Here is a 14,668-nt window from a genome sequence, read left to right as displayed (position 1 = left end):
AGGACTCCGTTTGGATCTTAGCGATTAACTACTAAATCTGGCGAAACTGCAAAAGTCAGGACAGTTTCATCAACTCCTTTGAGTTTTAATGGGCTACCTTTGGTAATTTCTTCATCCTGTAAGTAATCTGCCACAGCCGCCGAAACCAAAATCGTACCGGGAACCGCAGCAGCTTGCAACCGGGCGGCAATATTGACACTTGGCCCAATGGCAGTATAGTCAGCGCGTTCAGCACTACCAAACATCCCTACAACGGCTGTACCTTGGTGAATTCCGCAGCGAAACTGTACGCTAGAACGTCCATCGCTTTCAAATACACCTTGGTCTCGCCAACGCTGGTTTAATTGTCCTAGTGAACGGTGCATTCCTCTGGCAGTGTTGATCGCACGACGTACCTGTTCATTCGGGGTGAGTTCTTCTGGCGCTCCATACAACGCCAAAATTGCATCTCCCATGAATTTATCAACAGTGCCGCCATTGTCAAACACAACTTTGGTCATACATTCTAAATATTCATTCAGTAATTCTGCCACCCGTCGAGACCTGAGAGTGTTAGCTAACTGAGTAAACCCTACAATGTCACTAAACAAAACTGTAATCAACCTTGGTTCAGGGCGTAAATCTAAAGTTAAATCCCCGGCGGCGGCTTTCTGCACCAATACACTGGGTAGAAATCGCTTGAGAACTGATTCTGTCAGATAAGTATTCAGTTCCAAAACCCGTCGTTCATTTTCCTTCAAAGCCAAGAGATTTCTGACTTCTGCCAGCAATTCTCTATCGTTAAATGGTTTGGCTAAATAAGCATCTGCCCCATGTTCTGTGCTTTCAATGCGAGTTTCTTCGTCTACTTTGGCGGTGAGCAAAATGATCGGAATTCCTTTTAATTTCTCATCAGAGCGAATCATCCGAATCATTTCTAGCCCTGTCACCAAAGGCATCATCAAGTCTGTGACAATTAAGCTGGGGACAATTTCTTGAACTACACCAAACCCTTCATAACCATTACGTGCTGTGTGGACTTGATAGCCGTTGCGGCGAATAATATCAGATACGTAAGTTCGTAAATCTGGGTTATCGTCAACAACTAAAATCGAGTGACGGCTATTCTGCTGTGTGCTGGAGTCTGCCGCCGTTGGATAGTGATTGACTGCTGAATCCTGATTTAGTGGCACAGAAGATACATCTTTTGTGATGTTTTCCGACCTTTCAGTCGTTGCTTCTATCAGTTCCAAATCAGCTAATTCTACAGTGGCCCGGCTGGTATTTAATTCAGCTGGTGTTTCTAATACTTGATTGATGGGTAAGTGTTCATGGCCAGTCAGCAACCACAATGTAAAGGTCGTTCCTTCACCGTAAACTGAATCTACAGTGATTTTACCGCCATGCAGTTCTACCAATTCTTTGACTAAGGCCAAACCCAGTCCACTACCTTCATAGGAACGGTTTTCTGAGCCTTCAGCTTGGCGGAATCGCTCAAATAACATCGGAATCTGCTCTTGAATAATGCCAATTCCGGTATCTTTGACTTGCAAAATGCAGTATTCGTTGTGGTGTTGGAGTGTAACGCTGATTGTGCCATCTTCAGGTGTAAACTTCATGGCATTTGACAGCAGGTTGTAAACCACTTTGTCAAATTTTTCCATATCTAAGTAAACCTTGGGACAGGCATCAAAATCAGTGGCGAGATGCAGTTGTTTTTTCTCGCAGTAGGGACGAAATGACTCGACAATTTGGCTAACAAATTCGACTAAATCACAAGGACGAAAACTCGGTTGCATTCGGCCTGCGTCTAAGCGTTGTAAGTCGAGTAATTGGTTGACGAGTCGCAGCAAACGGCGAGAGTTTCGTAGGGCGATCGCACTTTGGGCATGAGATAATCCTTCACCAGATGCCACTGCCGATTCTAATGGCCCTTGAATTAAGGTAATTGGGGTGCGGAATTCGTGGGAGATGTTTTGGAAAAACTCGGTTTTTTGTTTATCTAATTCCAATAAACGCTCGGCTTGTTCACGGGTTTTCTGATACAGGCGTGATTGTTGTACGGCGATCGCGGCTTGGGCTGCTACCGCTTTAGCCAGTTCAATATCAGAGGATACCCATTGCCGGATTTTTCGCCCTTCTCGTAAGGTAATACTACCAATACATTTGCCATCCGCTAACAAAGGCACAACCATCAGCGATCGGGCTGGCTTTTTCACAGGTAAGTCCAAACCCTTTAGTTCTAAGGGACTGACACTTATATCAGAAATTACTACTGGCTCCTGTGTCCGCAAAATTTCTTGCAACAAAGGATTATCTTTAATAGGAGCTTTCGTTGAGTAAGGGAAATTTTGAGATATTAAGTCAAGATTAATATTTAAATTAGTATTTTGCCCTGGTTTAAGTATATGGTCAGGATGTTGAAAAACATCATATAATCCCACACACTGAACAGCTTCATCTTCCTCTGTCCATAAAGACAGCGCACAGCCATCAACTTGTAAGGCTTGCCCTAATTGATGGGTAATTGCAGCAAAAATATCTTGTGGATCTAAGCTAGAGCGAATTGCGGTTGTAACTGTATTAATCAGTGCTTCTCGTTTCGCTAAAGCACGTACTTGTTCATAAGCATAGGCTTGAGATAAAGCCAGAGCCGCCTGATCTGCCACCATTGTCACTAGCTGAATTTCTTCACTCCCCCAAAGGCGGGACTCGTGACACTGATGCAGTGCTAATACTGCTAACAATTCTTGTTGACAGATCAACGGTACAACTAAGCTAGAACAAATATTCGCCGTAGCAAAAGCTTGTCCTCTTTGTTTTAGTTCAGGCGCGTTTCCTTGAATTCGCTCATCTGTCGCTACATCGTGAATTACCTGAACTTCACGGGTTTCCCAAACTGTTTGCGCCAATAAAGCAGCAGAAGCCGAGAAGGATATGGCTGTTGTCTCTTGAGAAATTTCTGCGCCTGTTTCTGTTTGCGTCTGGGACAGTTTTTGGTAGATAAATCCTTCTTCTGCTAACTGTTCATCTTGAAAAGAACGTAACAGGCAAACATCTACTTCTAACATGTGACCGACGGTATCGACAATTGCTTGCAAAATTTGCCGATAGTCTAACGCACTGCGAATTGTATTAGTAACTGTATTCAGCAGCGATTCTTGACGCAATGTGCGGGTGAGTTCGCGGGTACGAGCTTTTAAAACATTGTGGGTGTCTAAGGCTTGGCGTACTACTGCTTTGAGTTCTTCCGCTTCCCAGGGTTTGGTGACATATTTGAATACCTTACCAGCGTTGATGGCTTCTACTAAGTCTTCGACATCAGTGTAGCCAGTCAAAATAATCCGAATAATATCTGGATATTGAGTTGCTGTCAGGCTCAAAAATTCCGTACCACTCATAATTGGCATTCGTTGATCGGAGATAATCACTGCGACTTCTCCTTCTTCTGCCAGCAGGTCTAGTGCCGCCGGGCCAGAGGTTGCCCGCAACACTTTATAATCACGATAAAAAGTACGGTAAAGCAAATCTAGGTTGTCTGGTTCGTCATCAACAACCAAAATTTTCGGCTTACTGTTTACTTGAGATTTCATGCACCGCTTTCCTGCTGCAACAGCAGTTGAATAAAGAATAATCTGCTCAGGAGGTAATTTTTCTGAATCAGGTAAGAGCAGAGCATTTTGCCCAATCGGGTTTTTTGGCTACACAAATGCTGGGTGTAAGAGTATCTACTCACAGTAATTAGCCTCAATCGGTGGTAATTTTTGCCACTGTCTCTGATACAGCACAGTTTTTGGGATGGTTGGTTTTTGTACTACAGAGTAGATGCTTGCTTTTCAAGTCTGGTTTCACCTCCTGTGAAAACTTGTGCGGGTGACATACAACATTCAGGTCTGCTGGAAAAGCTAACTGAAGCTGCATATTAAGTTTGCCCTTTGTCGTCGTTGTAATAACATTTGCAAGTAAATTTTATTTATTTTGTTCATAGGAGAGTGAGCTAGGTCACAACGATGAGTGTTAAAGGCAAAGTATACTATTAGACTTATTACTTGTTCTAATTTAGCAATCATAACCACCAGTGAGAAAAGTGACATGGGGCTGTCACAGATTAATGCTGCTTTAACTATTACAGCATGTACTTAGTTTATCTAGGCGATCGCTAAAAAATAACTGCTTTATTATCCCAAAAATATTTCAGATATTTTTTCAGTATAAATACGGTAGTCATCTATATTTTTAGCTAGATTACTATATAGCTTTTTAGTTTTATAAGATAAAAACAATTCTTCATCCTAAGTTTTACAGATGTTGTCTACAAAGTATCTACAACCTGTAGTGGGAGTGAGGAATCAGAATACTATTTCTGAAAGCAACTTAGTATCATCCTCAGAAGTGGTCGAAAAGCTGTCTAAAATTCAGTGGTGGGTCTTTTTCCTCTAATGATTAATTCTGACTCCTGAATTTTTCAATGGTTGTGACAATTGATGTTCTTGTTGCCCAAAATGATGCTAAGTATGTTATTTACTTACAGAAGAACCTCTGCTACCGAGATAATTTCCTGATATGCAAGTAAATAAAATAATTGTATTGAAGGTAGCAAACGGTGTTTTAGAATATTTGAGAAAATTTTTGTAAAATACAATTAACTAATAATAAACTAGCCTTGACATCCTGGTTTTTTGACTCATCTCACGAACAACCATTGACATCAGCCGCAGAACAAGCTGGTCAACAATTCCAAATTCGTGCAGCTACAGCTACTGATTTAACAGCTATTTCTCAGATTATTGCAGAAAGCTTTCACTCCCAAACTGGTTTCTGGGGATGGGCTTTTCCGTTGTTACGCCTGGGTATCTACGAAGACTTCAGAAATCGTTTATCCTCAGCTGCACCCCATCACACTTGTTTAGTTGCTGTTCACACCACTGTTAGTGGTGCTAATAACCTAGTGGGAACTGTAGAGTTGGGAGTGCGTTTCCCTGACTCATGGAAGAAAAATGGCAAAAGTTTTCTTTATTTGTCTAATTTGGCTGTTGACCAGAAATATCGGCGGCATGGTGTCGCCTCAAAGCTACTGCTAAGTTGCGAAAAACTTTGCGAGGAATGGGGTTTTCAAGATTTATATCTCCATGTTTTAGAAGATAACCATCAGGCACGGCAGTTATATTTCAAGTTAGGTTACAAGATATGTAAAGTAGAGTCAAATTGGAATTTTTTCTTTTTCCAGCAATCTCGTCAAATCTTATTGCATAAACGCTTACTACCAAATTCAGAGTGCTGACTCCTGGATTTTGAACCAGAAGTTGCCGTGAATATATTTTAGGTGATGGTAGAAAGATGTAGGGAGCGCAGTTGGAACTTATATTTAGATTCTTCTATCAGAATTAACACTTAAGATTTTTAACCTATGTTTTAAGTCTAAGTTAGTTTTTGATGGACAAAACTGTATAATCACTCATTAAAATAAATGAATCTGAATCGTAGACTGTAGGTAAAGTTATTTTTCTATGAGTTTCCCTAAAATATATCTTTTAGATATTAAGATTTTTATTTAATTTTTGAAAAAACATTACACAAAAAAATCCTGTTTAATGCACACAACTCTCTGTCTGTAAGGATAATGGCAAAAAATAAAACAAATTATTATAGTAATTAATAATTTGTTTTATCTCCAGTAGTTGTAGAAACGGTAAATAGAAAATCAAGCCTAGATTTACTTGCTATTCTGAGAGAAAATGCTTTATATTTTCAACGGCTCTCAAATAACGACTTATACCTTATTTCATCAACGTCTAATCTAAATTTTTTAATATATAATATCCAATATGTGGAAGCCATCGGTAAAATTACGCTAAATAAAATATTCCTCATAATAACTTTGTATTCATTTTATTCATCTTTATAAAAACTTTAATTTTTTGAGAGTTTAGTTGGCAGACAAATTCAGCTATATCTCATAAAATATGGTTACATAACTACAGAGTGAAATCTGATTCATCTTTGTTATTAATTTTGAACAAAAAGTTCTCGATAGTTAAGATAACCAAAAAAACTAATTTGATTTAAAACCAAGTTACTGCTTGACGTGCATCGAACTACCAAATTATTCCAAAGTTATAGAAAACATGGATAGCGAACAACCAACGCGCTATCAAACCGCTATGGTATCAACTTATTACCCTGAAACCAGTTTTCTGAACCATCTTGTTATGTCAGATGGAACTGAGCAATCTTGCGGCTCGGATACTTTAAACCTTCTACATAGCGGGAAAGTTTTGATTGTCAATAGTCGCAAGCGGAATGGGTTAATACTTTTTAAACGCTACCATGCAGAATTTGCTGGCCCAGGCGCAGCAGTTGGTGGAGAATATGATAGTGATTGCCAGATGGTTCTGCCTATCGGCAATTTATCTTTGTTAGATACCGAATCTTATGAGGAACGCCAGAAAGCTTACTTAATTCGGCGACAATGGATTCGCTTAATCAAGCAAATTACCGAAAATCCTGCGCCGCAACAGCGAGTCCAAAAGATTTTAGATCAGTTTGACCAATATTTTCCAGCAGAAATAGTGGCTGATTTACCAGATGCAGCCTTTGCGCTTTTAGTGGGTGTATTTCCTCAAACTGTGAGGATGGTACGTCGTTTTGGTAGTGACGTTGATGGCAGATTCAATTACTAGCTCCAGCGTTACAATTTACTATGGCAGCTTGTAGTCTTTCCCAGGTACGGGAATTTTCGGCGGGAGTCCCAATTGTGATTCGTAATCCCTCACTCAGTAGTCTAACAAGAGTTCCAGAGTTGCTGAGTTGTTGGTGTAAATTTTGTAGGGTAAGATTTTGGGTGGTGGAACCATTAGGTTTGAGACGTACATAAAGAAAGTTAGCTGCACTATCTGATACTTGCAAGTCAGGATGTTGTGCCAAAACTGCTGTCAACTTGTGACGCTCATTGAGAGTTTGTGTAACTGAACTCAGTAAGAGTTGACGATTTTGTAAAGCTACTAACGCGGCGGCTAGTGAAAAGCTTGGTAGATTATAAGGCAAGCGGACTTTCTCTAAAATGGCGATCGCTTCTGGATGAGCAATACAATAACCCACACGCAAGGCAGCTAAACGGAAAGCTTTAGAAAAAGTTCGTAGTATTATCCAATTCGGACGCTGCGTTAATTCACCCACTAAAGTATTTTGGCTAAACTCAAAGTAAGCTTCATCGATTACTACTAAAATTTCCTCTGGTAAACTTTTTAGCCATGCTAATTCTGCCGCAGTGAGTGGATTAGCGGTGGGAGAATTGGGATGTACAACAAAAACTACCCGAATAGGTGGATTTTGGGTTTGGATAATGGCTGTTTGTGCGGCTTTGAGGTCAATTTCAAAGTTTGTTTCATCTCTGCCGACTGACACCACTTTGATACCCAAGGTTTGGGCTAAAATGCCGTACATCGAAAAAGTGGGATTGGCAACTAAGATGGAACCTTCTCCGCCCAGACAGGTGGCGATTAATAAAGAGCGAATGAGTTCATCGGAACCATTACCCACAGAAATATTAGCCCCAGTCAACGGTGATGAGACAAGATTAGCTGATTCATTGACATATTCTGTGATCGCATCTTTGAGTGACTCATGGCCGCCATCAGGATAGCGATTAGTTTCGATAACTTGTTGATATGTCCAGGCTAATTTTTCTTTGAGTTCAGGGGGCAAATCATCAGGACTTTCATTGGTATCCAGTCGATCAAACTGGGTGGCGACTGGTTCTGCTGTATTGCTGCTAGGGTGAGGTTTGTAAGCTGTAAATTGGGCTAAATCTGACCGAATAAAAGGAAGCATAATTTTAGTCGATAGTCATTTGTGTTCTTATGACTAAGAGAGTGCTTGTTGGTAGGTTTCATATTTTACCGTTTTACGGTAACTGACAAAAGAGGCGAATTGCTTGCCAAATTTCGGCTGTGACATTACCTAAAGCATGATCACTCTCAAGTTCTATTAACTTTACCCAAGGGCGTGAGTTTGCAAAGTTACGACTGGCTGTAATTGGAATCACCTCATCTTGTTTACCGTGCAGAATCAGCGTTGGCACTAGACGCTGTAAGATATCCTCTTGGTATTGCTGGGCATCTGTCACGAAATCGTAACTTAGAGGCAGCGATCGCGCTTCCCCATAGTGGTAAATCATGAGATATTTTTCTTGTTGCCAACGCTTCATTGCTTCATCTCCTAGCTTCGGCAACCAATGAGATAAAAAGCCAAAAGCAGGTGCTAACAAAATTAAGCGTTGCACTTGCTTGTGTTGTTGTGCCAAATGAGCAGACACCAAACCACCCAAACTAGAACCGATTAATGTAACTGCTTCAGAATTATCCAAGAGTGCTGCTACTTGATTGATTTGGCGGGTAATTGTCAACTGAGAAAAATTGCCAGCATTAAGATCAGGAATATTTAGCTGTATTGGAATTGTTTGAAAGCGATCGCTCATCGCCTGGGCTTTAGCAGATTTAGGGCTAGAAGCAAACCCATGAAGGTAAATGTATTGCAAGACTGTAGTTATTGAAATTAAAAGGAACAGGGAAAAGTGCAGACTTACGAAGAGGGTTAAAACCTTTCCAAAGCGATCGTCTTAACCCTGCGCGAACTTGTATTATTTATAACCATTCAAAGGTTTAAGGTGGGGGGAAATCTCCTTCTAGTGGTCTCCCTCCAGAATGACCACCACCAGTATCATCACCGCCGGGATTACCACCTGGGTTTCCATCGGGGTTGCCGGGATTACCGCCTGGGTTGCCACCTGGGTTGCCGGGATTACCGCCTGGGTTGCCACCGGGATTACCCCCTGGATTACCGCCTGGGTTTCCGCCTGGGTTGCCACCTGGATTACCGCCGGGATTACCGCCTGGATTGCCACCTGGATTGCCACCTGGGTTGCCACCTGGATTGCCACCTGGGTTGCCACCTGGGTTGCCGCCTGGATTGCCACCTGGGTTGCCACCTGGGTTGCCACCTGGGTTGCCACCTGGGTTGCCACCTGGGTTGCCACCTGGATTACCACCTGGGTTGCCACCTGGATTACCACCTGGGTTGCCACCTGGATTACCGCCTGGGTTGCCACCTGGGTTGCCACCTGGGTTGCCACCTGGGTTGCCACCTGGGTTGCCACCTGGGTTTCCGCTTGGATTACCACTGTGATCATCACCAGGGTTGCCACTGTGATTACCACCTGGATTACCACTGTGATTACCACCTGGATTACCACTGTGATCATCACCAGGGTTACCACTGTGATCATCACCAGGGTTACCACTGTGATTACCACCTGGATTACCACTGTGATTACCACCTGGATTACCACTGTGATTACCACCTGGATTACCACTGTGATCATCACCAGGGTTGCCACTGTGATTACCACCTGGATTACCACTGTGATCATCACCAGGGTTGCCACTGTGATTACCACTGTGATCATCCCCAGTGTTACCGCCAGTGTTACCGCCAGTGTTACCACCAGTGTTGCCACCAGTATTGCCACCAGTGTTGCCGCCAGTGTTACCGCCAGTATTGCCACCAGTGTTGCCACCAGTATTGCCGCCAGTGTTGCCACCAGTATTGCCACCAGTGTTGCCACCAGTATTGCCACCAGTGTTGCCACCAGTATTGCCGCCGGGATTACCAGGATTATCAATATTACTTGGCAGACTTATTTCATTGTTGCTGGTATTGCGCGTAGTGTCTGATATTACTTCTCCAGTATTGACAAAAGAATCTACTGAAGAATTATCTGACTCCTGATTTTGGTCAGATGAGTTAGAAGAGTTATTACCAGATAACTCCATAAAAGATGGATTTTCAATGACTCCTTGACCGACTAGAGGCATTTGTGTTGCTAATGCTGCGATAATTTCAGATTGAACACTAGCGATCGCTGGGTCAGGGTTAGCTGTACTATTTTGCTTAGTTAAATCTAATCCTTCTACTAAATCACTGGTTTCATAAAAAGTTTTCAGATCAAAATCATATAAGCCCCGGAATTCACCTTTCACGATGACCATCAGTTGTCCTGCTGCTAACACCTGATTTTGAGAGGCTGCTTGATTAAATACTTCGATACCGCTATTTGTCAGCGCCCCAACAATTGTGGTGTCTGTTTGTTTGTCATAGCGGACAAATAATGCTGAACCACGAATAGCAGCGGCCGCGCTTGGTGTTTGTATGCGTGTCTGTCCTTTTCCTGGTGGAATCAGTAACAGTACTGTCCCGTTGGACAGCCGAAAATTTCTAGTTTTGGGCAAGAATTGAAATACTGCTCTTTCTCCAACCCTTGCTAGGGAACCATCGTTAAAACGTAAATCAGCCAAAGATGCTCTACCTGTTGACAAACCATCACCAGGAGTTATTGGATCTAATTTACGTGCTGGGCGCTTTTTATGATTCTGCGGCAGTAATTGTACTAAATTTCGCAGATTTTGAATCTCGGCGCGAGTCAGAGGAGTAGACGCGATCGCCGACAAAGGCATCATGTTCACTCCCCACACACTCACTATCAATAAGGCAACAAATTTCAAAGACATCGCTTGAATGCTGGATAAATTACCTGAGACCACACCAACTGAAGATAGATTTTGAGATATTAGATTTACTTATTGGTTTGTGAGTTTTATCACTAAATTTTTTTGTATTCATTGAAAATTTTAGCGAAATTTTGTTATAAATCAAGGTAATAAAAATTATCAAAAAATATTAAAATCAAATAATTAATTTTGAAAAGGTAATAATCGTTGTCTTTTGATAATCAGACTGAATGGTGAATTCTGTTGTCTATAAAATATAAATGTTAATGCAATCCCAGGGCTGGACAAAACTGTTATTTGCAACTTTATTAGCTGTGATTAGTGGCAATAAGTGTTGTATGGGGGTAGATGTAGTATTGGCTGGTAACTCAAAAAACTCTGGTGAGCAACACAAAGCAAACATAAAATATGCTACAGATAGCCAGCCAGGTTATCAGTTTTACCAGAGTAGCCAGTTTCAGGCAAGTAATTTTGATTTAGAGCGATCGCCACTACTAAATTTTAATTCAGCAGCAAATATCCTTATATCTCAATCTAACCCTGAAACAAAACCTGATACTGAATCCTTACCTCAAAGTCCAACTCCACCTAGCAATCCGCCACTATCCAATGAACCACCACAGCTAGAAGCACAGCCTAGAGAGTTTCCCCAGTCCTCACCCACGATTATCGAAGAACTGTTAAATAAACCCACAGTCAATAGAACTGAGCAGTTAGAGAGACTCAGAAGAATTTTGCAACTAAGGCAAAAACCCAAACCCCAAACAGATAATCTGCGAGAATTAGAACTAAGAGTTAGACAAAGACCTTTACCCCAACAACAGCCAACATCTAATGCTAATAGTCTTCGGGAACTGGAGTTAAGGGTAAGACCAAGACCTGTACCACAAACAAAACCACCTGTAGCCAAGTTTAAACCAATAGGTTCCCTACAAGCTAATGTTGGTTACTTTCAGACAAATAACATCTTTGCTTCTGAGTTTTTCCCTAGAGAAGATGGCTTAATCTTTTATGGTCTGAGTCTGGCTTCAGCTTATTTTCCTTTAGGTGCTAAAACTTATATTAATGGTTCAATCAATGGAAATTTAATTCGCTACATTGATCAATCAAGGTTTAACTATAATCAAATCAATTTTAATGTTGGGATTTATCAACAACTCTCACCTCGGATGTATGCCGAATTAGATTTTAATAACCAACAGTTTTTTTATGCTAAGAGCGTTGGCAGGTTTCAAGCAGGCGATCGCTTTTTAGATGAAAATTCAGTCAGGGTATCTTTAGGCAGAAGAGATCCTATTAATTCTAGATTAAACCTAGATAGCTTTTACGAGTTTAGTGCCAATTTTTCGGAACCTAATAACCGTAGTCGGCTAATTAATAATTTCTGGTTATCTCTGAGTTATGCTTTACAAGAGCCGCTACAAGTTGGAATTAACTATCAATTAACCCTTGCTGATTTTACACAACGACAACGCAACGACAATTATCACCGCTTGTTTGTCCATGTAATTTACCGAGTATCAAACTCTAGTAATTTAAATGTACAAAGTGGTTTTAGCTTTGGGGATTCTACAGATAGAAATATTAATTTTGACAACTGGTTTTTAAGTGTTTATTACAATTTGAGAATTGGTGAATTTTAATATGGGAATCCAAAACTATTCCCTGTTCCCTACCCTCATCAAATAACTTTTTCAGAAAATTCTACATATAACTAATCCAATCACTCCAGCTACCTGCATACAATTTCCCTGTGTGAATGCCTGCTAATTCTAAAGAAAGCAAATTCACGCAAGCTGTGACACCGGAACCACAGTAGACTAAAATTTCTTGGGCTGTAGAAATATTTTCCCATCTTTGACGCTGCTGTAGTTGGGAAAGTAGATAACCAGATGAGTCTGTAACTTCTTGCCAAGGATAGTTAACTGCGCCAGGAATATGTCCAGCTATTTTATCAATGGGTTCTCGTTCACCACGATAGCGATCGCCTTCTCTAGAATCAACTAAAATAACTTCTGGTAAGTCTTTACGGCTTTTCACAACTTCTACATCTACTACCAATTCGGTTTGAATTTGTGGAATGAAATTACCTGTCCGGGGTTCTGGAATCACATCTGTAATGGGGTATCCAGCTTTTTGCCATGCAGTATAACCCCCATCCATAACGACTACTTGTTCATGTCCGAGATAACGCAGTAACCACCACAAACGAGAAGCAAAAGCCAAGCGAGAGTCATCATAAGCGACTACCAAAGTTTCTTGGGAATTAATTCCCATTGCTGATAACTTCTTCGCTAAATTATTAGTATCAGGTAAAGGATGTCTCCCACCGTGTTTACCTACAGGGCTGGAAAGATCCTGATTTAAATCTAAATAATATGATCCTGGAATATGACTGGTTTGATATTGTTTGCATCCCAATTCTGGATCAGCTAAAGAAAAACGACAATCAACAATGATAATTTGTGGATCATTGGGATGATTAAGCAGCCAATCTGGAGAAACAAAAATTTGAGTATTAAGCATAAATATAAGAACTCGATTTTATTGTTGAAATTATTTGTAAAGGTTGGGAGTGGGGAGTTGGGAATGGGGAATAGGCAAGGGCATTTTTTTGTGTCCTATATTTTTCTCCAAATCAAATACGAATCCTTTGCAAGAATTTATAATAGTGCGAAAATAAGTGTTACAACTTATTAATAATAATGGATAGTGATGTAATTATAAATAATCAACATTTTTGAACTATTGACTATCAAATAAAGTGGAAAAGTCGAATGGTAGAATTTGAGAATTTCATACCACAAGCAACAGCAGATGGTTCGTTTACTTTTTTCTCCTCAGAGTTTAACGAATCATTTCACAGTCATTTTGGTGCAAAACAAGAAAGTTATTTTAAGTTTGTTGAACCAACTCAACTGGCTCAAGCAGCGCAAAAACCAGTTGTGCGGTTATTAGATGTTTGTTATGGTCTAGGATACAACACTGCGGCAGCTTTACAGACAATCTGGAGAGTAAATCCTAGTTGTTATGTGGAATTAATTGGTTTAGAACTGAATCCGGCTGTACCGCAAGCTGCGATCGCCAATCATTTATTTGAGCAGTGGGATTATGAATATACACCAATTTTGACCCAACTAGCTTTTGAGGGGCAAGTTAACACAGAACGCCTGCAAGCAAAGTTACTCATTGATGATGCAAGAATTTCAATTCAAGCAGTTAATCAAGCAGGGTTTCATGCAGATGCTATTTTTTTAGACCCCTTTTCACCGCCTCAGTGTCCTCAACTATGGACTGTAGAATTTATGCAGCAAATTTCAGTGTGTTTACAGAAAAATGGCTGGCTGGCAACTTATTCTTGTGCGGCATCTGTACGGACAGCCATGAAATTAGCGGGTTTAAACATAGGTTCTACGCCACCAGTCGGCAGGCGATCGCCTGGTACAGTTGCCGCATATCCTGATAATGAGTATTTGAGCAATTTACTGCCGCCTCTTTCTCTAGAAGAACAAGAACATTTGTTAACTCGTGCTGCAATTCCTTACCGCGATCCAAAATTGAGTGATTCTGCCGATGTCATTATTATGCGGCGACAACAAGAACAACAAGCTTGTTCATTAGAACCTACTTCCCGTTGGCGCAAACGTTGGTTCATGAAAAACCAAACAGCCGACTCCTAGAACTTAAGCACTGACAGCGATAATACAATATGCTTGGGAACTTTCTGGTCTTGAGATTTGATGATTTACCATAAGTCAGTGATTGCACTTGCTCCAGCACAATTATCCCAGTTTCTAGAACGACATATTTTCGTTATGCACAAAATAGTTATTTTGTACAGTGCATAAGTCCTAATATATTCCTAATTCAAATCATACCCATTAGGCGAGACAACAACTAAAAATATATATATGGACGTTTTACTGCCAGCTAGTGTTTCATCAAACCTGAAATTCCTGAAACACTGCGTTGCTAATTCTTAGATGTTGAAATCTACAGTCTTTCATACGCGATGCTTTTAAAATTGTTCTATTTTTCCATGTATGGGTTACGTCAGTTAACCTCAGAGCCAACTATTTATTGAATATGATGATTATCAAAAAATTCTCGCAAGAAGTCCATCT

At 40.7% G+C, this 14,668-nt stretch carries 9 protein-coding genes; 4 read left to right on the top strand and 5 right to left on the bottom strand.

The genetic code is table 11. The features are described from left to right. Positions 1–17: 17 nt before the first annotated feature. A complete protein-coding gene (locus H6G77_RS17090) occupies positions 18–3,572 on the bottom strand; it encodes a response regulator (RefSeq protein ID WP_190590842.1) in 3,555 nt (1,184 codons plus the stop codon). A gap of 1,070 nt (positions 3,573–4,642) precedes the next feature. Here H6G77_RS17090 and H6G77_RS17085 point away from each other — a divergent pair. Continuing rightward, positions 4,643–5,260: a GNAT family N-acetyltransferase gene (locus H6G77_RS17085; protein WP_190590840.1), complete on the top strand. Its 618-nt coding sequence runs from the start codon at positions 4,643–4,645 to the stop codon at positions 5,258–5,260. 844 nt (positions 5,261–6,104) lie between these two features. Beyond that, the gene (locus H6G77_RS17080; RefSeq protein ID WP_190590838.1) at positions 6,105–6,659 is read left to right on the top strand and encodes a hypothetical protein; all 555 of its coding nucleotides are present in this window, start codon (positions 6,105–6,107) and stop codon (positions 6,657–6,659) included. Here the strand turns inward: H6G77_RS17080 and H6G77_RS17075 are convergent. The 3 genes from H6G77_RS17075 to H6G77_RS17065 form a co-directional block, all read right to left on the bottom strand. Next, a complete protein-coding gene (locus H6G77_RS17075; protein ID WP_190872198.1) occupies positions 6,649–7,809 on the bottom strand; it encodes a histidinol-phosphate transaminase in 1,161 nt (386 codons plus the stop codon). The two genes, H6G77_RS17080 and H6G77_RS17075, sit on opposite strands and share 11 nt — an antisense overlap. A gap of 73 nt (positions 7,810–7,882) precedes the next feature. Next, entirely contained in the window at positions 7,883–8,515 is a 633-nt protein-coding gene (locus tag H6G77_RS17070; protein ID WP_190590834.1) for a YqiA/YcfP family alpha/beta fold hydrolase, read from the bottom strand. A gap of 124 nt (positions 8,516–8,639) precedes the next feature. Next, on the bottom strand, positions 8,640–10,544 hold the full coding sequence (locus H6G77_RS17065; RefSeq protein ID WP_190872197.1) for a FecR family protein: 1,905 nt from the start codon (positions 10,542–10,544) through the stop codon (positions 8,640–8,642). A 266-nt stretch (positions 10,545–10,810) separates the two neighbouring features. Here H6G77_RS17065 and H6G77_RS17060 point away from each other — a divergent pair, with 266 nt between their 5' ends. Continuing rightward, positions 10,811–12,187 (top strand): hypothetical protein, encoded by a 1,377-nt coding sequence (locus H6G77_RS17060; RefSeq protein ID WP_313954507.1) that lies wholly within the window; start codon positions 10,811–10,813, stop codon positions 12,185–12,187. 61 nt (positions 12,188–12,248) lie between these two features. Here the strand turns inward: H6G77_RS17060 and H6G77_RS17055 are convergent, their stop codons facing one another. Next, the gene (locus H6G77_RS17055) at positions 12,249–13,070 is read right to left on the bottom strand and encodes a sulfurtransferase (protein ID WP_190872195.1); all 822 of its coding nucleotides are present in this window, start codon (positions 13,068–13,070) and stop codon (positions 12,249–12,251) included. 251 nt (positions 13,071–13,321) lie between these two features. Between H6G77_RS17055 and H6G77_RS17050 the strand changes: the two genes are divergently transcribed. Then, positions 13,322–14,224 carry a tRNA (5-methylaminomethyl-2-thiouridine)(34)-methyltransferase MnmD gene (locus tag H6G77_RS17050; RefSeq protein WP_190872194.1) on the top strand — a complete coding sequence of 301 codons (903 nt, stop codon included), beginning with the start codon at positions 13,322–13,324 and terminating at the stop codon, positions 14,222–14,224. Positions 14,225–14,668 lie beyond the last annotated feature (444 nt).

This window comes from Aulosira sp. FACHB-615, from assembly GCF_014698045.1.
In the GTDB taxonomy this organism is placed as follows: Bacteria; Cyanobacteriota; Cyanobacteriia; order Cyanobacteriales; family Nostocaceae; genus Nostoc_B.
The sequence above is the reverse complement of the archived record's forward strand: the minus strand, read 5'-3'. Positions and strand labels throughout refer to the sequence as shown.